General features: G+C 64.4%; 16 protein-coding genes and 1 other annotated feature. Of the genes, 9 read left to right on the top strand and 7 right to left on the bottom strand.

Annotated elements, in window-relative coordinates; all coding sequences use genetic code 11:
• The first annotated feature begins 42 nt into the window (after positions 1 to 42).
• Positions 43 to 1,020 (top strand): lysylphosphatidylglycerol synthase transmembrane domain-containing protein, encoded by a 978-nt coding sequence (locus KLP42_RS00755; RefSeq protein ID WP_215563869.1) that lies wholly within the window; start codon positions 43 to 45, stop codon positions 1,018 to 1,020.
• Positions 1,021 to 1,112: 92 nt separating this feature from the next.
• On the opposite strand, the gene KLP42_RS00750 is transcribed toward KLP42_RS00755, so the two are convergent.
• The 6 genes from KLP42_RS00750 to KLP42_RS00725 all read right to left on the bottom strand — a co-directional run bounded on the left by KLP42_RS00750 (position 1,113) and on the right by KLP42_RS00725 (position 8,642).
• Positions 1,113 to 2,468 carry an esterase-like activity of phytase family protein gene (locus KLP42_RS00750; RefSeq protein ID WP_215563867.1) on the bottom strand — a complete coding sequence of 452 codons (1,356 nt, stop codon included), beginning with the start codon at positions 2,466 to 2,468 and terminating at the stop codon, positions 1,113 to 1,115.
• A gap of 202 nt (positions 2,469 to 2,670) precedes the next feature.
• Positions 2,671 to 3,678, bottom strand: coding sequence for a DUF2891 domain-containing protein (locus KLP42_RS00745; protein WP_215563866.1), 1,008 nt, complete (start codon positions 3,676 to 3,678; stop codon positions 2,671 to 2,673).
• On the bottom strand, positions 3,675 to 4,820 hold the full coding sequence (rnd, locus tag KLP42_RS00740; protein WP_215563864.1) for a ribonuclease D: 1,146 nt from the start codon (positions 4,818 to 4,820) through the stop codon (positions 3,675 to 3,677). The genes KLP42_RS00745 and rnd overlap by 4 nt, the downstream gene beginning before the upstream one ends.
• Before the next feature lie 131 nt (positions 4,821 to 4,951).
• Entirely contained in the window at positions 4,952 to 5,845 is an 894-nt protein-coding gene (locus KLP42_RS00735; RefSeq protein WP_215563862.1) for an MBL fold metallo-hydrolase, read from the bottom strand.
• Positions 5,846 to 5,881: 36 nt separating this feature from the next.
• Complete coding sequence (locus KLP42_RS00730) at positions 5,882 to 7,297, bottom strand: multicopper oxidase family protein (protein WP_215563860.1); 1,416 nt, start codon at positions 7,295 to 7,297, stop codon at positions 5,882 to 5,884.
• Positions 7,298 to 7,388: 91 nt separating this feature from the next.
• Positions 7,389 to 8,642 (bottom strand): MFS transporter, encoded by a 1,254-nt coding sequence (locus KLP42_RS00725; protein WP_215563858.1) that lies wholly within the window; start codon positions 8,640 to 8,642, stop codon positions 7,389 to 7,391.
• 206 nt (positions 8,643 to 8,848) lie between these two features.
• Between KLP42_RS00725 and KLP42_RS00720 the strand changes: the two genes are divergently transcribed.
• The 7 genes from KLP42_RS00720 (at position 8,849) to KLP42_RS00690 (ending at position 17,266) form a co-directional block, all read left to right on the top strand.
• On the top strand, positions 8,849 to 9,373 hold the full coding sequence (locus KLP42_RS00720) for an isoprenylcysteine carboxyl methyltransferase family protein (protein WP_215563856.1): 525 nt from the start codon (positions 8,849 to 8,851) through the stop codon (positions 9,371 to 9,373).
• A gap of 153 nt (positions 9,374 to 9,526) precedes the next feature.
• A complete protein-coding gene (aspS, locus tag KLP42_RS00715) occupies positions 9,527 to 11,317 on the top strand; it encodes an aspartate--tRNA ligase (RefSeq protein ID WP_215563854.1) in 1,791 nt (596 codons plus the stop codon).
• 232 nt (positions 11,318 to 11,549) lie between these two features.
• On the top strand, positions 11,550 to 12,203 hold the full coding sequence (locus KLP42_RS00710; protein WP_215563852.1) for a hypothetical protein: 654 nt from the start codon (positions 11,550 to 11,552) through the stop codon (positions 12,201 to 12,203).
• A gap of 116 nt (positions 12,204 to 12,319) precedes the next feature.
• Entirely contained in the window at positions 12,320 to 12,646 is a 327-nt protein-coding gene (locus tag KLP42_RS00705) for a DUF1236 domain-containing protein (RefSeq protein ID WP_215563851.1), read from the top strand.
• A gap of 93 nt (positions 12,647 to 12,739) precedes the next feature.
• Positions 12,740 to 12,797: a sequence feature (sul1 is cis-regulatory element that is thought to sense ions involved in sulfur or methionine metabolism; They are found in Alphaproteobacteria), on the top strand.
• Between the two features lie 71 nt (positions 12,798 to 12,868).
• On the top strand, positions 12,869 to 14,347 hold the full coding sequence (locus tag KLP42_RS00700) for a SulP family inorganic anion transporter (protein WP_215563849.1): 1,479 nt from the start codon (positions 12,869 to 12,871) through the stop codon (positions 14,345 to 14,347).
• Positions 14,348 to 14,540: 193 nt separating this feature from the next.
• The gene (locus tag KLP42_RS00695; protein WP_215563847.1) at positions 14,541 to 15,188 is read left to right on the top strand and encodes a glutathione S-transferase family protein; all 648 of its coding nucleotides are present in this window, start codon (positions 14,541 to 14,543) and stop codon (positions 15,186 to 15,188) included.
• The gene (locus KLP42_RS00690; protein ID WP_215563845.1) at positions 15,185 to 17,266 is read left to right on the top strand and encodes a putative bifunctional diguanylate cyclase/phosphodiesterase; all 2,082 of its coding nucleotides are present in this window, start codon (positions 15,185 to 15,187) and stop codon (positions 17,264 to 17,266) included. The genes KLP42_RS00695 and KLP42_RS00690 overlap by 4 nt, the downstream gene beginning before the upstream one ends.
• Before the next feature lie 38 nt (positions 17,267 to 17,304).
• Here KLP42_RS00690 and KLP42_RS00685 read toward each other — a convergent pair whose 3' ends face one another.
• Positions 17,305 to 18,492, bottom strand: a complete 1,188-nt coding sequence (locus KLP42_RS00685; protein WP_215563843.1) for an aq_1923 C-terminal domain — start codon at positions 18,490 to 18,492, stop codon at positions 17,305 to 17,307.
• 186 nt (positions 18,493 to 18,678) lie between these two features.
• On the opposite strand from KLP42_RS00685, the gene parC reads away from it, so the two are divergent.
• Complete coding sequence (gene parC / locus KLP42_RS00680; RefSeq protein ID WP_215563841.1) at positions 18,679 to 20,940, top strand: DNA topoisomerase IV subunit A; 2,262 nt, start codon at positions 18,679 to 18,681, stop codon at positions 20,938 to 20,940.
• Positions 20,941 to 20,942 lie beyond the last annotated feature (2 nt).

Below are 20,942 nucleotides of genomic sequence, written 5' to 3'. Positions count from 1 at the left end.
GGGTATGGTTTAAGTTCTTCCGGGGGCGATTGCGGCCACAGAATGACATGCGGGCGGTGCGACGCCTGCGGCAAAGCATGGGGAGATGGGGCAATTATCAGGAAATACGGTTGGACGGTTCTCGGGCTCGCAGTCGTGGCGGTGTCGGCCTGGTTTCTCTACAAGGAGCTGCGGGGACTTTCCTTCGATGAACTGGGCAACAGTTTTGCAGCAATTCCGGTTTCCCACTGGTGCCTCTCGGTTCTTGCTGCATTGGCCGCCTATGTGGCGCTGGCCGGCTATGATGCCATCGCGCTCGATTACCTGCACGCCCGTGTCAGCTGGTGGTTCATCACGCTGACCTCCTTCACCACCTACGCCCTTTCCCACAATCTCGGCGCCTCCGTCGTCTCCGGATCGGTAATCCGCTACCGCGCCTATTCCTCGAAGGGACTGAGCGCCATCCAGATCGGCCAGCTGGTGGCCTTCTGCTCCTTCACCTTCGCCTTCGGCACCATCCTCCTGTCCGGCGTGACGCTGGTGATCGAGCCGTCGCTCGGCGAACGCTTCATCGAGGGATTGTCGCAGGAGGCGGCGCGTGGCGTGGGCCTTGCCGTCCTGCTTCTGGCGGCGGCCTATGTCTATGGCAGCTGGCGCGGGTTTCGGCCGCTGGTGCTCGGCCCGATCCGCATCGCCTATCCGAATCTGCGCACCGTCATGATGCAACTCATCATCGGCCCGGCGGAACTGATTGCGGCTGCCGCCATCATCTATTTCGCGCTGCCGACGGTCGGCAATCCCGGCTTCTTCACGATCCTCGGCATCTTCCTGATGTCGTTTTCGGCGGCGCTGCTGTCGACGGCGCCGGGCGGGCTCGGCGTGCTGGAACTCGTCTTCGTCAACGGCCTGCCGGAAATGGACAAGCCGGACGTGCTGGCGGCCCTCATCGTCTTCCGGCTGCTCTACCTGATCATTCCCTTCGCCCTGTCGCTGATCGTCGTTCTGGTGTTCGAGAAGCGTTCTCTGAGCGCCAGCCGGTAGTGCGAGGCAAGGCGGCCGGCCGCGCCGGCACGAATGAAAAACGGGCACCGCAGGTGCGGCGCCCGTTCCTATCGTCTCGCGAGGCAGCCGGCTCAGCGGGCGGCGAGGAAATCCGCCACGTCGAGCAGCACGAATTCATTGTCGTCCGCCTTGTCGATGAAGCGGCCGATCGAGAAGGGCAGGTTATTGTCGTTGCCGACGATGATGTGCGTGGCATCGACCACGTCGACATTCTCGATGGTGACGAAGGGCATGGTGTAGATGCCGTCCTTTGTGCCCTGCCTGGCCTTCTTGTCCGGATCGGCGATGTTCATCAGGTCGATATAGCCGATCTTGCGCACGGCCTTGCCGACATTGGCATCGCTCATCTCGATCTTGTAGACGCGCTTGTGCCTGGCGGGCTTTTCGAAGCAATCGACCTGCGGCTTGGCCGGGTCGGCGCAGGCCTTGTCGGCGGTGCCTTCGCCGCCGTCACGCTCCAGGACCAGAGCGGTGGTGGCGTCGATCATGTTGAAATCGCCGATATTGGTGCCGCCGGCCGAGAGCGGATAAAGCCAGCTGCGGCCCGTCCAGCCCTTGCCGGCCGTGTCGAACTCGATGACGCGCAGCGCGTTCTGGCCGTCCGCCTGCTCGAACTTGCCGTCGCCCAGATAAAGCGGGCCTTCCAGCAGCGCATAGAGGCGCGACCCGTCCGGCGACATGGCAAGGCCCTCGAAGCCGTTGGAGCGGCGCAGGTTGAAGGCCGGCATCGGCTTCGACGGATCGGACGGCAGCGTCAGCGTCGGATTGTCCGGCGACATTACCGTCTTGCCCTCGACGCTGGTGGCGTAGACGGCAACCAGTTCGCCCTTCAGGTTGATCTTGAGGAGATAGGGGCCGAACTCCTCGCCGATCCAGTAGCCGTCCGCGACCGGCTGGATCGATTCGACGTCGAAGTCCGAGCCGGTGAGATAGCGCTTCTCCGTGCCTTCCATCACGATCGGGAAGGGGGCAACCTTGTTGGGATCGGAGAGGAAGACCGTCTCGATGCGGTTCACCGTGTTGCTGGCCCAGTCCATCTTCAGGTGATGCAGCATCAGCATGGCGTCGACGGAGTTCAGCTTGCTGCCGAAACCATTGTCGGAAAGGCTCCAGAACGAACCATCCGGCATGGTCTTTATGCCGGAGAAGCCCTGCATGGCCTGGCCGCTGAAGGGCATGGAAAGGCCGGTGGGGTGCACGCCGTCCATGCCGGGTACGGTGCCGATGCCATCGGCGCGCTTGCGGCTCGCTGCGGTGAACTTGGCAGCGGTCTTCAGCGCCTCCGGGGCATCTTCCGGCGCGGCAATGATGGTATTGGCCGGCAGGATCGCCTGGGCCGAAAGCTTGGCCGGAAAGGCCTTTTCCTCGGCCATGGCACCCGTGGCAAGTGCCAGAACGGCGGCAGACGCGAGCAGGATCGTCTTCATCTTGTATCCCCCGATGATGGATTCGAACGGGGCATGATTAGGAAAGCTGAATGTCGCTCGCATTGCGGGTGGATGAACTTTTGGTGACGTTTCAGCCCCGCGAGATCAGGCGGCGCCAGCGTCCGGGCGTCTCGTCGTCGGGCACCGGGGGCGGAACACGGGTGGAAATCATCGCCAGGGGTGCCCGGATGCCTCCGTGACGTCAGGCGAGGAGCGCCAGCAGGGCAAAACTCGCCAGCCAGTGTTCGCCCATGTAATCGCCCGCCACATGCGGCAGCGCGGTTGCCAGATGGCGTTCCGCCGCCGCCTGCATCACGCCGCGGCGCGGATCTCCGTCGGGCAGCGAAGCCGCCAGCGCCCGGAAACACCAGGCGCGGCTGAGGTTCAGCCCGTCCAGGTGGGCGATCTTGCCATCGGAGCGGTCGGAGACGGTGGCGGGCTGAAACAGCGTCGCGGGCTCCTGCCGGTCGATGCGTGGCAGGAAACCGCCGAACCAGGCAAGGAAGCGATCCTGCGGCAGAAGGCGGCGCAGGCATTCGGCCTCGACCAGTGCCGGCGAGAGAAATTCGTCGCCGGAAGGCTCGCCCCAGGCCGGGCAGTTCTCGTCGGCGCCATACCAGCGTTCTGCCGTCCCGGTGAGGAGCGCCATGAGATCGGCATCGCTGGCCGCCTCCGCATAATCGGCGGAGAGGCGGAGCGCAAAGGCCGTGTTGAAATGGGTTCCGACGCGCACCGGATAGGTGGCAAGCGGCAGGAAGGCCATGAAGCGGTTGCGGATCACGGCGGTCAGCGGCTGGAGGATCTTCGCCCACCGCCCGTCGTCCAGCGCCTGTAATTCGGCCGCAAGCTTCAAAAGCCAGCCCCAGCCATAGGGGCGCTCGTAACCACGCGCCAGCGGTCGGTCGAAATAGGCGCATTCGCCGGCCACCGCCTCGGCCGTGATCGCGGCATCGAACAGAGCGCGAATGCGGCCGGCATCCTCCAGTTCCGGCAAGCGCCGCAGCAGGCTTGCCAGAAGCCAGTAGCCATGCACGCAGGAATGCCAGTCGAAGCTGCCGTAGAAGAGGGGATGCAGCGCGCGCGGCGCGCCGAGATCTTCGGGGCCAGCAAAGCCGTGGACGATGTGATTCGGATATTCGCGCGTCACGTGGCCGAGCGCGATCCCGGCGAAGCGGCCGGCCAGTTCAGGCGTCAGCCGCGCTTCGCTCACAGTTCCACCGCCTCCACCTTCTTGTCGATGAAGCGTAGCGCCACCTTGCCGGAAATCAGCTTCAGCGCCGGTTCGCCGAACAGGTCGCGGCGCCAACCGGTCAGGGCCGGAACCTCGGCATTCTCGCCATCCACGGCAATCTTGTCGAGATCCTCGCTGTTGGCGATCACCTTGGCGGCAACGCCATGCTGTTCGGATGTCATGCGCAGCAGCACCTTCAGGAGCTCGACGGCCGACTGGGCGCCTTCCGGCGTGTGCACATGCTTCGGCGCATGCGGCATCTCGGCCTTCGGCAGCGCCAGCGCCGCATTGACGGCCTCGACGATGGCTGCGCCGGAGGCGGAGCGTTCCCAGCCCTTCGGCACGGTGCGCAGGCGCCCCAGCGCCTCGGCATCCTTCGGCTGCTGCTGGGCGATCTCGTAGATCGCGTCGTCCTTCAGCACGCGCGAACGCGGCACGTTGCGGCTGCGGGCTTCCCGTTCACGCCAGGCGGCGACGAATTTCAGGACGGCGAGTTCCTGCGGCTTGCGCAGGCGCGATTTCAGCCTCAGCCATGCATCGTCCGGATGCATGTCATAGGTTTCGGGGTTTTCGAGGATCGCCATTTCCTCGGCCACCCAGGTGGTGCGGCCCTCGCTTTCCAGACGGCTGCGCAGGCTCAGATAGATGTCACGCAGATGCGTCACATCGGCCAGCGCATAATCCAGCTGCTTGTCGGAGAGCGGCCGGCGGCTCCAGTCGGTGAAGCGCGAGGACTTGTCGATCTGCACGTTCTTGGTGCGCTGCACCAGCTGGTCGTAGGAGATCGAATCACCGAAGCCGCAGACCATGGCCGCCACCTGGGTGTCGAAGATCGGGTGCGGGATCAGCTTGCCGAGGTGGTAGATGATTTCCAGGTCCTGGCGCGCCGCATGGAACACCTTGACCACGGCCGGATTGGCCATCAGCGCGAAGAAGGGCGCAAGATCCAGCCCCTTGGCCATGGGATCCACCAGCACTTCAAGATCGGGGCTTGCCATCTGGATGAGGCAGAGTTCCGGCCAGAAGGTCGTTTCGCGGAGGAATTCCGTGTCAACGGTAACGAATTCCGACTGGGCGAGCTTGCGGCATGCTTCATCGAGGGCGGCGGTCGTGACAATCATCAGAATCGGTCGTGCGGCTTGAAGAAAGGGAACGGTCAATCTTCCTTTCCCTTTCATCAGAGGATGTCAACAGAAGGCTGGGCTTCGCCCTCTGCATTTGCCGGTCCGGCCGCTATTCCTGGTGGAAAGAGTCACGCTTCGGCGCCAAGGCTGTGCCTCAGCGTCCGGATATTGTCGCGGTGCACCTGCTCGTAAGGTGCAAAATAGCCGATGCTGCCGGCAGCGATTTCCGGCGCCACGAAAGCCTCGAGGCTTTCCGTCTCCAGCGCCGGGTCATCGATCCGGGATTGCAGGCGGCGAAGATAGGCGCGGTTGGCCTGTATGAGGTCGGTGCCATAGCCGCCTGCGGCAATCACCGCCTCGCTGCCGTGATTGGGCAGGATGCGATCGACCGGCAGGACGGAAAGCCGGCCCAGTTCCTCGATGTGGCGGGCGATGCCCTCCGGCTCGGATATATAGGTGACCGTGTCCTCCAGCGTGTCGCCGGCCAGAAGCAGCCGCTCCTGCGGCAGCCACAGCACGGTGCCATCGGCGCTGTGGATGTCGAACTGCAGGAGATGCACCGTGCGGCTGCCGACCGTCATTTCCAGCCGGTTGTCGAACAGCCGGTTCGGCGGCACCAGCGGATGGATCGGCGGGTCCTTGGCGGCAAGGGCCGCCTCGTTCTCGATCATGGCGAGCGCGGTCAGCGGATTGGCGATGATGGTGCAGTCGGCAAAGGCGCTGATGCCGGCAATGTGGTCGGTATGCCAATGGCTGAGCACCACCTCGATCTGCCGCACGCCCCTCTCCGCCAGATGCCGGCGGATGCGGCCGGCATGCGCCGGCGAGATGTGGGTATCGTAGACCAGCGCCTTTTCGCCACAGAGCAGCGCATAGCTGGCAATGCCGAGCCCATAGGCGCCGTCATCCATCCAGTTGCGGGCCTGCGAATGGAGACGCTTGCCGGGAATGCGGCCGTCATAGAAGGCGAGGAGGCCGGGAAAGGGTTCCAGCACCCGAAGCGTGGCGGTCAGCTCGCTCATGCTTGGCTCCGGTCGGTGTGCCGCCCGAGCGCTTTGCTAAACCACCCGCACATAGCTCGTCATGCCGGTCTTCTGGTGTTCGATGATGTGGCAATGCAGCACCCAGTCGCCCGGATTGTCGGCGACCAGCGCCAGCTGCACCTTTTCGTCTGGCAGCACCAGATAGGTGTCGGAGATCAGCGGCGCAACCGTGCGGACGCTGGAGGCCACCACCTGAAAGTTCATGCCGTGCAGATGAATGGGGTGCAGGTGCGGCGTCAGGTTCTCCAGGTTGAGAAGATAGGTGCGCCCGCGCTTCAGCTCGGCCAGCGGCGCGGTCGGGTCGTCGGTGTCACCCGGCCACGGCACCTTGTTGATCGCCCAGAAGGAATAGCCGAGCGAACCGCAGAAGGATTCGCGCGCGGCATTTTCCGCCGTGGCGCTCAGCACCAGCGGCACCGCCTCGGCATTCTTCAGGTCCGGCGGCGTGAAGGGGTTGGCGGGCAGGGCGGTCACGGCGCCAATCTGCCGCTTCAGCGAGCTGCCGATGGCGCGGAAGGTGGCGACGGTCTTCGCCGAGGAGGGGCGGGCATCGATGAGTGACGCCGTCTGCCCTTCGCCATCGGGCATGCGCAGCACCAGGTCGACACGCTGGCCGGGGCCGACGGTCACCTGGTCGAGCGGCAGTGGCGCAGGCAGCGGCTGGCCGTCCAGCGCCACGATCATGGCTTCTGCGCCGGCAAGCTTCAGGATGTAGATGCGGGTCACGTCGGTTGCCGCAAGCCGCACGCGCACCAGCCCGCCGGTGGGCGCGTCGAACGCGGGCTCCACCTGCCAGTTGGCGCCGCGCACGGTGCCGAAGGTGCCGTTGCGGGCGGCGTCACGCGGCTTGAACTGTTCGATGAACTGGCCGTCGCTTCCCAGACGCCAGTCGCGCAGGTTGATGGCGATCTCCGCGTCGAAGGTTGGATCCTCCGGGTTTTCGACGATCAGCAGCCCCGTCATGCCGCGCCCCATCTGGGTCAGCGTGTTGCAGTGGGGATGATACCAGAAGGTGCCGGCATCCGGCGGCGCGAAGGCGTAGTCGAAGCTGTCGCCGGTATAGACATAGGGCTGGGTGAGGAAAGGCACGCCATCCATGCGGTTGTCGATGCGCAGCCCGTGCCAGTGGATGGTGGTGGGCTCGTCCAGCCGGTTGATCAGCTTCGCAGCGAAGGGTTCGCCCTTGTGCAGGCGAAGCGTCGGCGGCATGAGTTGCTGCATGGGATCGGCGGCGGCGCCCTCGATGCCATAGGTCATCACGCCCTTTGTCAGGTGCTGCCCGTCCAGCAGCGCATCGGCGGTTTTCGCTTCCAGTGTCACCGGGGCGGCGGCCTCGGCCTTGCGGTAGAGAGTGGCGCCGCCGAATCCGATTCCATAGGCGCCGAGCGCAGCGGTGCCCGTCAGAAGGGTGCGGCGGGAGAGTTGAACCATGGCGGAGCCTCCGGCTGGAATGCGCGTCCACCCTGCTTAAAGCTGAGCCAGCGGTTCATCAATAGAGACGCAGACGCGAATTTGCCGCAGGTCACGACTGCGGCGGGTCGTCCCGGCGCGCGTCGTCCGGTGCGCCGGCCAGCCGGTTGAAATAGGCCGATGTGCGCAGCAGCGCGCGAAAGCGTCCCGACCGGCTTTCCGGCGGCACGGCCGGGCGGGCGCGCGTGCGCACCACCGTATACCAGAGGAAACCCATGAAGATGAACGAGGTGTAGATGAAGAACACCTGCGGGCCGATGAACTGCAGCAGCAGCGAGGCCAGCAGCGGCCCGACCGTTGCGCCGATCGACCAGAAGAACAGGAGGCCGGCCGAGACCAGCGCATGTTCGCCGGGCTTTGCGAAATCATTGCCATGCGCGGAACAGAGCGAATAGAGCGGCATGGCGAAGGCGCCATAGATGAAGATGCCGATGATGTTGGCCGTCTCGTCGGTGCCGGCGAAGAAGGAAAGGTAGCCGCCGGTCAGGATCGTGCCGATGGTCGCCCAGATGATCACCTTGCGGCGGTCGAGACGGTCGGAGAACAGGCCGAGCGGATATTGCAGCACCACGCCGCCGATGATGCCGGCGCTCATGAAGGTGGCGATCTCGGTGACGTCCATGCCGATATCCTGCGCATAGATCGGCCCTATATTGCGGAAGGCTGCCATGCTGAGGCCAACCGCGATGACGCCGACCACCGAGAGCGGCGAGATGCGCCAGACGGCGCGGATATCGTAGCTGATCGCCTCCGGCGGCACCGGGCTGGAGCGGTCGGCCACCGAGATCGGCACCAGCGACATGGCCATGGCGATCGCGATCAGCGAGAAGACGATCGGTCCCTCCACGCCGAAGGCGGGGATCAGATATTGCGCCACCGTCACCGAACTGAGATCCACCAGACGGTAGATGGAGAGCGTGCGGGCGCGGTTCTGGTTCGTCACCTTTGCATTGATCCAGCTTTCCACCACGGCAAACAGGCCGGCCACGCAGATGCCGATGATGAAGCGCATCAGTGTCCAGAACAGCGGCGCGATGACGAGCGGCATCAGAATGGAGCAGGAAGCGGCAATCGCGGCCATTGCCGCGAAGGTGCGGATATGGCCGATGGAGCGAAGGATGCGGGTGATGTAAAGACAGCCGACGGCAAAGCCGATGCTGTAGCCGGCGCCGATCAGGCCGATGGTTGAGGGCGCAAAGCCCTCCGCCGAGCCGCGCAGCGCAATATAGGTGCCCTGCAAGCCGTTGCCGCCGATGAGGATGCCTGCCGTGACGAGAAGGGGAACAAGCGGGCGTATCTGGCTCATCGTGATGCGGCTCTGGATGGTGCACGGCACCGGTCGCATCGATCGACAGGTCCGAGCGCTGGAAAGGCATGGCGTCTGTCATAACGGTGCCTTGAATCTTTGTCTTTGCATTTCTGGCGCCATTCGCGGGCCATCGGCTTCTTTCCGCTGTGTCGGCAGTATGCCGAAGGACCGGCCTGTGCCGGCGCCGCACCGGGGAGAACTGCATGCAACCGCTTCTGCTTATGTTTTTCGGGCTTGGCACGGCCATTCGTCTCGCCAGTCTTGCTGTCTCGAAACGGCATGAGGCGGCACTCCGGCGGGCGGGGGCGGTGGAGCACGGCGCGCTGAACAGCCGGCTTCTGGCGCTGGCGCATGTCCTCTTCTATCTCGCCTGCCTCGGCGAGGGGTGGCTGCGGGGCGCGCGATTCGACGGCCTGTCGCTGGCCGGTCTCGTCGTCTATCTGGCGGCGATTGCCATGCTGGTGTGGATCGTGCGGCTGCTCGGTCCGATCTGGACGGTGAAGGTCATGATTGCGCCAGGGCATCCGGTCAACCGGCACTGGCTGTTCCGCACGGTGCGCCATCCGAACTATTTTCTGAACATCCTGCCGGAACTTGTCGGCTTCGCGCTGATCTTCCATGCCCTGTGGACGCTGGCGCTCGGCCTGCCCGTCTATCTCGTCATCCTCGCCAACCGGATCCGGCAGGAAGAGGAGGCGATGCGGGCCCTGTTTGCGGGCAAGGCCTGAGCGGTTCCGGTGCCGGTGGCGGTCCGCATTTCCGCCGTCCGGCCGGTTGCGCCTTGACAAAGCGGGCGTGCCATGCGCTTTTCCGCCCGATTTTCCCCTGCCGGCCCGGCCTCGTCGCAGTGCGCCGGCACAAGTGATTCCAGGATCTCGAAAATGCACCGTTACCGCAGCCACACCTGTGCAGCCCTTCGCAAGTCCGACGTGGGCGAAACCGTTCGCCTGTCCGGCTGGGTTCACCGCGTCCGCGACCATGGCGGCGTGCTCTTCATCGACCTTCGTGACCATTACGGCATGACGCAGGTCGTGGCCGATCCGGACAGCCCGGCCTTCAAGATGGCCGAAACGGTGCGCGGCGAATGGGTAATCCGCATTGACGGCGTCGTGAAGGCCCGCTCCGACGACACCATCAACAAGCAGATGGCGACCGGTGAGATCGAACTCTACGCCAAGGAGATCGAGGTTCTGTCGGCTGCCAAGGAACTGCCGCTGCCGGTGTTCGGCGAGCCGGACTATCCGGAAGACGTCCGCCTGAAATACCGCTTCCTCGACCTGCGCCGCGAGACCCTGCACAGGAACATCGTGCGCCGCACGCAGATCATCGCCTCGATGCGCGCCGGCATGACCGGTGCCGGGTTCGCCGAATATTCGACGCCGATCCTGACGGCCTCCTCGCCGGAAGGCGCGCGCGACTTCCTCGTGCCGAGCCGCATCCATCCCGGCCAGTTCTTCGCGCTGCCGCAGGCACCGCAGCAGTACAAGCAGCTCCTGATGGTCGCCGGCTTCGACCGCTATTTCCAGATCGCGCCATGCTTCCGTGACGAAGACCCGCGCGCCGACCGTCTGCCGGGCGAATTCTACCAGCTCGACGTCGAAATGAGCTTCGTCACCCAGGAAGATGTCTGGGGCACGATGGAGCCGATGATGACGAAGGTCTTCGAGCAGTTTGCCGAAGGCAAGCCGGTGACCAAGCAGTGGCCGCGCATCCCCTACGATGAGGCGATCCGCAAATACGGCTCCGACAAGCCGGACCTGCGCAACCCGATCGAGATGCAGAACGTCACCGAACATTTCGACGGTTCCGGCTTCAAGGTCTTCGCCAACATGATCGCCTCGAACCCGAAGGTTCAGGTCTGGGCGATCCCGGCCAAGACCGGCGGTTCCCGCGCCTTCTGCGACCGCATGAACGCCTGGGCGCAGAGCCAGGGTCAGCCCGGCCTCGGCTACATCTTCTGGAAGGAAGAGGATGGCAAGATCGGCGGTTCCGGCCCGCTCGCCAAGAACATCGGCGAGGAACGTACCGAAGCCGTCCGCACGCAGCTTGGTCTCGAAGCGGGCGATGCCTGCTTCTTCGTCGCTGGCGAGCCGGCCAAGTTCTACAAGTTTGCCGGTGAAGCCCGCACCCGCGTCGGCGAGGACCTGAACCTCGTCGACCGCGACCGTTTCGAGTTCTGCTGGATCGTCGATTTCCCGTTCTTCGAATGGAACGAGGAAGACAAGAAGGTTGACTTCGCCCACAACCCCTTCTCGATGCCGCAGGGTGGTCTGGAAGCGCTGGAGAGCCAGGACCCGCTCACCATCAAGGCCTACCAGTATGACGCCGTCTGCAACGGCTTCGAGATCGCGTCCGGTTCGATCCGTAACCAGTCGCCGGAACTGATGGTGAAAGCCTTCGAACTCGTGGGCCTCTCCAAGGCGGATGTCGAAGAGCGCTTCGGCGGCATGTACCGCGCCTTCCAGTACGGTGCGCCTCCGCATGGCGGCTGCGCCTTCGGCATCGACCGTATCGTCATGCTGCTCGTCGGTGCGAAGAACCTGCGCGAAATCACGCTGTTCCCGATGAACCAGCAGGCGCAGGATCTTCTGATGAACGCCCCGGCACCGGCCATGCCGAAGCAGCTGATGGAGCTTTCGCTGCGCGTGATCCCGCCGCAGAAGAAGGACTGACGCCCGACGCCCGCTGCGCGAGACGGATATTCATCCGGCAATCATCTGAAACGCCGTCGGCGAATGCATCGCCGGCGGCGTTTTCACATTCGCGTGCAGGACAGCCACCCCTGTTGCATTGCCACAAAATGGCCCGGGAACAGGCCATCATCGGGGCTGCAGGGCGCCGCTTCCGCAACTGAGGGGGACGCGGAAGAGCGACGTTCTTCATGCAAAGTCAATGGAGATAGCCATGCGTAAATTTCGTTCCCTCATTCTCGCCGGCGCCGGTCTCGCGGCTGTCATGGCCGGCACAGCCTTTGCCCGTGATGCCATGCATGACATGGCCGTTCGCCTGCCGGATGGCAGCATCGAACACATCCGCTATGTCGGCGACCAGCCGCCGAAAGTGACCTATGACACACGCGGCGACCGCCTCCTGGTGCCCGTTTTCGATGACGCCTTCGCCGCCGATCCCTTCGCCGAAATCGAGCAGATCTCCGCCGCGATGGATCTGCAGGCGGCCCGCATGATGCAGGTCTTCGATCATGCCGCGCCTCTGGCGGCTGCCGGCCCGGGCCTTCTCGATGTCGACATGGGCCACCTGCCGCCGGGCGTGCAGGGCTACTCCTTCTACGCGGTGACGAGCGGCGGCAAGACCTGCAGCCAGGCGATCCGCTACATGAGCGACGGCCATGGAGCGCCGAAGGTGGAAAAGACCGCGTCGGGCGCCTGTGATGCGAACGGGCCTTCGGCTGCGCCACGCACCGTGCGCCTTGCCCCGGCAACTCCGGCCGCACCGTCCGAGACGGCTCCGGGCAACGGGCGCAATGGTAACATCATTCAGGCAAGCGCGCAGAATGATGCGGCAACGGTGCCGGCCGCGCTTATGCTGCGCAGCTTCTAGGGCGGACGTCTGCTCATCAGACCGCCGCAAGGCGTGCCGTCTCTGCGGCACGCCTTGCGGAACCATCTTCGGGGCCGGGCATTGTCACGCCAGCATCAAAGCCCGAGGAGAGAAACATGCAGAAGTCCCTCATGGCCGCGTTCGCGGCCGTTTTCATGTCGAGTGCCGCCTTTGCGCAGTCGACCGTCATCGTCACCGAGCCGGCGCCGCCATCCGGCACGGTGGTCGTGCGTGAACTGCCGCCGGACGTGCGCACCTACGTGATGCGCCAGGAGGTTCCCTCGGTGAACTACAATGGCGACGTTCTGGTCGGCCGCGTGCTGCCGCAGGAGGTGGAGACGCATGTGATCGACGGTAACGGCGACTATGCCTATACCATCGTCAACGAGCGTCGGGTGGTGGTGGACCCCGCGACGCGCGAGGTGATCCAGGTTCTGGATTAATCGGACTGGATGAGGCTGGCGGCGAGGTTGCACCCGCGTCTGCCGGCCTTTTCATTGCGTCGCAGCATTTTATTGGCTAAGAGCAAGACATCACAAGGACCCGGGTGCGATCCCCGGGTGGCTCTTCCGGCCGCCGATCCGCCGGACAACGCAAAGCATCTGCCCGTTTGACCTGGATATGTTCTCCCGGCCGATGCGCACCTTTTGCGAATTGAACCCCCAATGATGTCTCTTTCCACCTATCGCCGCGAATGGTTTTCCAACATTCGGGGCGACATTCTCTCCGGTATCGTCGTCGCGCTGGCGCTCATTCCGGAAGCCATCGGTTTTTCCGTGATTGCCGGCGTCGATCCGAAGGTCGGCCTGTTCGCTTCCTTTGCGATTGCCTGCGTCTCCGCCTTCACCGGCGGGCGTCCCGGCATGATCTCGGCGGCAACCGCTGCCACCGCCGTCCTGATGGTCACGCTCGTCAAGGAGCATGGCCTGCAATATCTGTTTGCCGCCACGCTGCTGATGGGGCTCCTGCAGATTCTGGCCGGCCTTGCCAAGCTCGGCCGCGTCATGCGCTTCGTGTCGAAATCGGTGATGACGGGTTTCGTCAATGCACTGGCGATCCTGATCTTCATGGCGCAGCTGCCGGAACTGATCGGTGTGCCGGTCGCCACCTATGTGATGATCGCCGCCGGTCTCGCGATCATCTACCTGTTTCCCTATGTCACGAAGGTCATCCCGTCGCCGCTCGTCGCCATTGTCGTGCTGACGCTCGTCTCGCTCTATGGTGGGCTCGATCTGCGCACCGTCGGCGATCTCGGTGAGCTGCCGTCCAGCCTGCCGATATTTGCCCTGCCGCAGGTGCCGCTGACCTGGGAAACGCTGCAGATCATCTTTCCCTATTCCGCGGCACTGGCCGCCGTCGGCCTGCTGGAATCGCTGCTGACGGCCCGCATCGTCGATGACATGACGGACACGACGAGCAGCAAGAGCCAGGAATGCATTGGCCAGGGCGCCAGCAACATTGCCTCCGGCCTGATCGGCGGCATGGGCGGCTGTGCGATGATCGGCCAGTCGGTCATCAACGTCTCGTCCGGCGGCAGGGGCCGCCTGTCCACCTTCGTGGCGGGCGCCTTCCTGCTCTTTCTGATCCTTGTGCTGGACGACGTCGTAAAAATCATCCCGATGGCAGCCCTTGTCGCGATCATGATCATGGTGTCGATCGGCACCTTTTCCTGGCGTTCGATCCCGGAGCTGAAGAGCAACCCGCTCTCCTCCTCGATCGTCATGCTGGCAACCGTCGTCACGGTGGTCGCGACCCACGATCTCTCGCTCGGTGTTCTGGCCGGCGTGCTGCTCTCCGGCATCTTTTTTGCCGGCAAGGTGGCGAACCTCTTCCACGTCCGTTCGACGCTTGATGGCGGCCACCGGACCTATCGCGTGGATGGCGAGATCTTTTTTGCCTCGACGGAAGGCTTCATTGCCGCTTTCGATTTCGCCGAAACCCTTCAAACGGTCACCATCGACGTTTCCGAGGCGCATCTGTGGGACATTTCCGCCGTCGGCGCGCTGGATCAGGTGGTGCTGAAGTTCCGTCGTCACGGTGTCGAGGTGGAGGTGCGGGGGCTGAACGAGGCGAGCAGCCGCATGATCGATCGCTATGCGCTGCACGACAAGGAGCATGCCGCGCTGGGTGCGGCGGTTCACTGAGCCCTGAGGCCCTTCCGCGCCCCGCAGGGGCCCGCGGAAGGGCATTTTGCCGGATTCTGAAAAAAGTTGCCAAAATCTTTTGCCGGTGTGAGGATATGCCGGCAAGGCTCGGTCGTACCCGAAGGTTTTCCGCAACGGTTTTTCAATCCTGCCCGGCGTAACGTAAGACGTTCTCGGAGGAGAGGGTTTTCGGATGTACATGCTTTACGCCACGAGAGGGTCGGGAAACTGCTTCAAGCCGTTCCTGACTTTGTGTCAGCTTGATATCGCGTTTTCTGTACTTGAGGTTGATGTGCTGAAGGGGGAGACCCGCGGCGAAGCGTTCCGCCGCATCAATCCGGCCGGTGCCGTTCCCTATCTCGTGACGGAGGAGGGCGTGGGCATCGGGGAGTCCAATGCCATGCTCTGGCTGATCGCCGAGGGCTCGCATCTGATGCCGGGCAGCGCGCTCGATCGTGCCAGGAGCCTGCAGTGGATGTTTTTCGAACAGTCGAAGCTTGAGCCGAACATTTCGCCGGCCCGCTTCCTCGGCCATATCGCGCCGCATCTTGGCCGGGGGCGCGAGGCGGAGATCGCCGCGTGGCAGGACAAGGCCCGCGCCGGTCTTGCCACGCTCGATGCGCACCTGGCGGGTCATGACTACATGCTGGGCGATCGCTACGGCATCACCGACATCGCGCTTTACGGTTATGTGCATGTGGGCGACGAGGCGGGGATCGACCTGCAGGCCTTTCCCTCCGTCTGTACCTGGATGGAGCGTGTGCGCCAGCAGCCGGGCCATGTGCCGCTCTCCGCGCTCTGCGCCAGCGCCACGCCCTTTTCGAGCGGATGTGCTGCATGAGCGAGGGCATCGCCCGCGCGGCGCCTCCGCCACCCGGCTTCGCGGCGGGTCTTGCCGCCAGGAGCCGCTGGGTGCTGGAGCGGTTGAGCACGGCAGTCTGGGTGTTCGACATCGATCACGGCCGGGTCGTCTGGGCCAATGCGGCGGCGCTGGACCTGTGGGTGGCCGAAACGCCGGAAGAGCTTTATGCCCGCGATCTGAAGCAGGGCATGTCGCCTGCCGTTGAGCGCCGCCTGAAGCAGTACCAGGCCGATTTTGTCGAGCGCGATGCGACCTTCACCGAAATGTGGACGCTTTATCCACGCGGCGTGCCGCGTCCCCTGCGCGTGCGCTTCAGCGGGATCGCGCTGGATGACGGGCGCATGGCCATGCTCTGCGAGGGGCGGGAGGAGGCTGGCCAGCAGCCGGAGGCGCTGCGCAGCGCCGACGCGCTGCTGCACACCCAGCTGATGATCTCCCTGCATGACCGTAGCGGCCGCACGCTGTACTGCAATCCGGCTGCCCGTGCCAGTTTCGATGCCAATCACGACCAGCTCGCCCGCAGGTTCGTCCGGGAGGAGGATTGCCAGGCGCTGCTTTCCGGCGTCGGCGCAACCGGCGAGGTGAGCCTGATTGCCGAAGTCTATACCTCGCGCGGCGTGCGCTGGCACGAGCTGACGGCGCGCGCCTGCCACGATCCGGCGTCCGGCCAGCCGTCGATTCTCATCAGCGAAACCGATGTCAGCGAGCTGAAGGAGGCCGAGGCGCTGGCCCATTCGCGCGCCCATCACGACCCGCTGACCGGCCTGCCGAACCGGCTGGCCATGCCCTTGCTGTTCGAAGGGCTGGTGAAGCGGGCCGAGGAGACCGGGGCCGGCATCGGCGTGCTGTTCATCGATCTCGACCAGTTCAAGGCCATCAACGACACGCTCGGCCATCTGCAGGGCGATGCGGTGCTGATGGAGGTGGCCCGCCGGCTCTTTGAACTGCGCGGCCGGCATGATGCCGTGGTGCGGCTCGGCGGCGACGAATTCCTGTTTCTGGCGGCGGAGGAGCCGCACGAGGCGGGCCGCATCGAGGATCTCGCCGGTCGCATCCTGGCGCAGCTGGCATTGCCGGTGCAGGCGGAGCGGCGCCGGCTGATGGTCACGCCGAGCATCGGCATTGCCCGTTTTCCCGAGCAGGGCAGCGATCCGCAGCTTCTGATGCAGAAGGCGGATCTGGCGATGTACGAGGCGAAGGCCGCCGGGCGCAACCAGTACCGGATCTATGACGAGCGCATGCGCAGCCGCAACGATGACGGCATGGAGCTTCTGGCGGACCTGCGCGAGGCGCTGCGGCGCGGACAGATCGAGCCGTACTACCAGCCGCGCTGCGCGGCGGGCGCGGGGCGGATCGTCGCCGTCGAGGCGCTGGCGCGCTGGAACCATCCGGAGCGCGGGCTTGTCTCGCCCTGTGAATTCATTCCTCTGGCGGAAAAGGCCGGCCTTATCTCCCAGATCGGCGCATCGATCCTTGAGCAGGCCCTGCGCCAGCAGCGCATCTGGGCACAGCAGGGATTCGATCTCGCGATATCGGTGAATGTTTCGCTACGCCAGCTGTGCGAGGTGGAATTTGCCGCGCTCGTTCGAAGGCTGCTGGCCTGCTACTGCGTCGATCCGGACCGGCTCGAACTGGAGCTGACCGAAACGCTGCTGCTGGAGAGCAATCCGGTGGTGCACGAGAACCTGGAGCAGGTGCGTGCGCTCGGCGTGCGGATCGCCATCGATGATTTCGGCACCGGCTATTCCAATCTCGCCCGCCTCAACGAGATGGCCGTCGACTGCATCAAGATCGATCGCAGCCTGATCGGCGGCCTGCCACGCAACGAGCAGATCCTCAGGCTCGTCATCGACATGTGCAATTTCATGCAGGTGCGGATCGTGGCGGAAGGCATCGAGACACAGGTCGCGGCCGACTGGGCCTTTGCCCATGGCTGCCACGAACTGCAGGGATTTCTCTATGGCCGGCCGATGCCGGTCGGTGAACTGGATGCCATGCTGCGGCGCCAGAGCGAGGTGGCCGGCGCGCTGCGCACGCTGGCGCTCGGGGTTGCCTGAGGCCCGCCCCGGCGAAGCGGGCCCCGGCCGCCTTGCGGCTATTCGTTGGCCGAAACGCTGACGCCGAGAATGTCCGGCAGCGTGTTCGGTGCCGACTGGGCTGCGCCGAGGATCAGCGGGAAGGGCACCGGTTCCTTCGGCTCGGCAGTAATGGTGAAGTTGCGCGGATTGTCGATGAAGGCGGTGATGGCCTTCGACAGGCTGTTCTGCAGGGACGGAATGTTCCACTGCGCCACGACGAGCGGCGCCGCTCCCTTGACCATCAGCGCCATCTGGTCGGCAGACACGCCCTGCTTCTTGCCGCTGAAGGCAAGCGCCCGGTTCGTGATGCCGGAATCGTCGAAGCGGATCTGTGCCTGGTTGAAGCTCAACTGCTGCAGCAGGCCGAAGATGGCGAACATCTGCGCCTGCTGGGCGGCTTCCTTGTTCGGGTTTTCCTGCAGCGTGCGGGTGGTTTCCTGCACGGCCTTGATGAAGGCGGGCGTGTAGCCGGACAGGCTGCCGGTGATGTCGAGCCGGCCGATATTGGCGAAGTCGAAGGCATATTCGCTCACCTCGACGGTTCCGCTTTCGGCTTCCCAGTCGCCCTGCATGGTGATCTTGCCGTCGATCTTCGTCAGGCCGAGACTTTCCAGTGCGTCGCGCGTCTGCACGTCATCGATGGTGGAAAGATTGGCGGCAACGCCGTCGATGGTTCCGTCAAAGCGGATGCCCGGCTTGTCCTGATGCCGGTCCATGGTCACCGAGACCTCGCGGACCGCCAGCACCTGCTGTCCGGCGGCGGTCATCTGCATCGGCCCCATATGGGCCTCGCCGTAGAACAGCATCGAATCGATGGTTCCGGCGCTGGCATCGGCCGGAACGACCACGTCGGCGAGATACATGTCGGAGGCGGTGATCTGCGTCGTGTCCTCGGTGATGTTCACGTCCGGGAAGGAGACCTTTTCGATAGCATAGCTGCCGTCGGCCTCTTCCGTCACCCCGTCCAGCACCACATCGCCCACGGTCAGCCGATCGCCACTGCCTTCGCCGACCGACAGGCCCTTCAGCGTGACTCGCTCGCCCGAGACGTCGATGCCGGTGACGGCCAGATTGGCGGGCTCGAGATTGGCGGCTGCGGTGATCTTGTTCAGAAGGTCGGTGCCGTCCAGTGCCCAGGCCGGTGCTGCGGCCAGCGCCAGCATGCAGCCGGCTAGCAGGGTGCGGGTTGAACGAAAAAGGGTCATCGGTGTCCTCCAGGCGGCTCAGCTTGGCCTTGGTTGTATTTCTCAACACTTATAGGCGCTCTCCGTTAAAGGTCCACGGCCTGCGGATCACAAAAAATCGGCCTGCGTGCCCGCCGCAGGCCTTCATCCACAGGCGGTTTGGCGGCTTTTCTTGCCCGCAATTCGCCTTTCCGGTAGCAATGCGGCATGGGACAGAACCTGACACCACCGCCCGGCGACGGCGGCGACGACCATATCCTGCCGATCGACCTGAAGGCGGCGCTGGAAGAGCGTTACCTCGCCTATGCGCTGTCGACCATCATGCACCGGGCGCTGCCCGACGTGCGCGACGGCTTGAAGCCGGTGCATCGCCGCATCATCCACGCCATGAGCGAGATGGGTATTCGCCCCAACTCGGCCTTCAAGAAGTGTGCCCGTATCGTCGGCGATGTCATCGGTAAGTTCCACCCGCATGGCGACCAGTCGGTCTATGACGCGCTGGTGCGTCTCGCCCAGGATTTCTCGCAGCGTTATCCGGTCGTCGACGGGCAGGGCAATTTCGGCAATATCGACGGCGACAGCGCCGCAGCCTATCGTTACACCGAAGCGCGCATGACCGAGGTCGCGGCCCTTCTGCTCGAAGGCGTCGACCAGGATGCGGTGGATTTCCGCCCCACCTACAACGAGGAGGACGAGGAACCGACGGTTCTGCCGGGCGCCTTCCCGAACCTGCTGGCAAATGGTGCCTCCGGCATCGCCGTCGGCATGGCGACGTCCATTCCGCCGCACAATGCGCATGAACTCTGCGATGCGGCGCTGCATCTCATCCGCCATCCCGATGCCTCCATCGAGAAACTGGTCGAATTCATTCCCGGCCCCGATATGCCGACAGGCGGCATCATCATCGACAGCCGCGAGCAGATTATCGAGGCCTACCGGACCGGCCGCGGCGGTTTTCGCGTGCGCGCCAAGTGGGAGACCGAGGATCTGGGTCGCGGCGGCTACCAGATCGTCATCACCGAAATTCCCTACCAGGTGCAAAAATCGCGGCTGATCGAGAAGATCGCCGAGCTTCTGGTGGCCCGCAAGCTGCCGCTGCTGGAAGACATCCGCGACGAATCGGCCGAAGATATCCGCATCGTTCTGGTGCCGAAGAGCCGCACGGTCGATGCGACGCTGCTGATGGAATCGCTGTTCCGCCTCACCGAGCTGGAAAGCCGCTTCCCGCTCAACATGAACGTGCTCTCCATGGGGCGCGTACCCAAGGTGATGGCGCTGAACGAGGTCCTGCTCGAATGGCTGCAGCACCGCAAGGAGGTGCTGATCCGGCGTTCGCGCTTCCGGCTCGCCGCCATCGACCGGCGCCTTGAAGTGCTGGGCGGCCTTCTGGTCGCCTATCTCAACCTCGACGAGGTGATCCGCATCATCCGCGAGGAGGATGAGCCGAAGGGCGTGATGATGGCGCGCTGGAACCTCACCGAGGTGCAGGCGGACGCGATCCTCAACATGCGCCTGCGCAATCTGCGCAAGCTGGAAGAATTCGAGATCCGCACCGAGTTCGACAATCTCAGCAAGGAAAAGGCCGAGATCGAATCGCTGCTCGCCTCCGACGACAAGCAGTGGAAGGTCATCGAGCACGAGATCAAGGAGGTCCGCAAGACCTTCGCCAAGGGGCGTGGCAAGCCGTTTGCCCGCCTGACGCAGTTCGCCGAGGCGCCGGATGCCGATGTCGAGGCCATCCAGCAGGCGATGATCGAGAAGGAACCGATCACCGTCGTCATCTCGCAGAAGGGCTGGATCCGCGCGCTGAAGGGACACATCGCCGATACCTCCGGCCTCACCTTCAAGGAAGGCGACGGACCGAAGCTCGCCTTCCCGGCCCAGACCACCGACAAGCTGCTGCTCGTCACCACCGGCGGCAAGGCCTACACGCTCGGCGCCGACAAGCTGCCGGGCGGACGCGGTCATGGAGAGCCGATCCGCATCATGGTCGACATGGAAAACGACCAGGATGTGCTGACCGCCTTCGTGCATGATCCGGCTCGCAAGCTGATCATCGCCTCCACCGCCGGCAACGGCTTCGTGGTGGCGGAAAGCGAAATGATCGCCAATACCCGCAAGGGCAAGCAGATCATGAACGTGTCGATGCCCGACGAGACGAAGCTGCTCGTGCCCGTCAGCGGCGACCATGTGGCGGTGGTTGGTGAAAACCGCAAGCTGCTGGTCTTCCCCCTGGCGCAGGTGCCGGAAATGACCCGCGGCAAGGGCGTGCGCCTGCAGCGTTACAAGGATGGCGGCATTTCCGACATCAAGTGTTTCGCGCTGGCCGACGGCCTGACCTGGGAAGACAGCGCCGGCCGCATCTTCACCCGCAACAAGGACGAACTGGCCGAATGGCTGGCCGACCGCGCCACCGCCGGCCGCACCGTGCCGAAGGGTTTTCCGCGCAGCGGCAAGTTCAGCGGCTGAGT

It is taken from the genome of Rhizobium sp. CSW-27 (assembly GCF_018760785.1).
Taxonomy (GTDB): Bacteria; Pseudomonadota; Alphaproteobacteria; order Rhizobiales; family Rhizobiaceae; genus Neorhizobium.
This window is presented reverse-complemented; position numbering and strand designations above follow the sequence as displayed.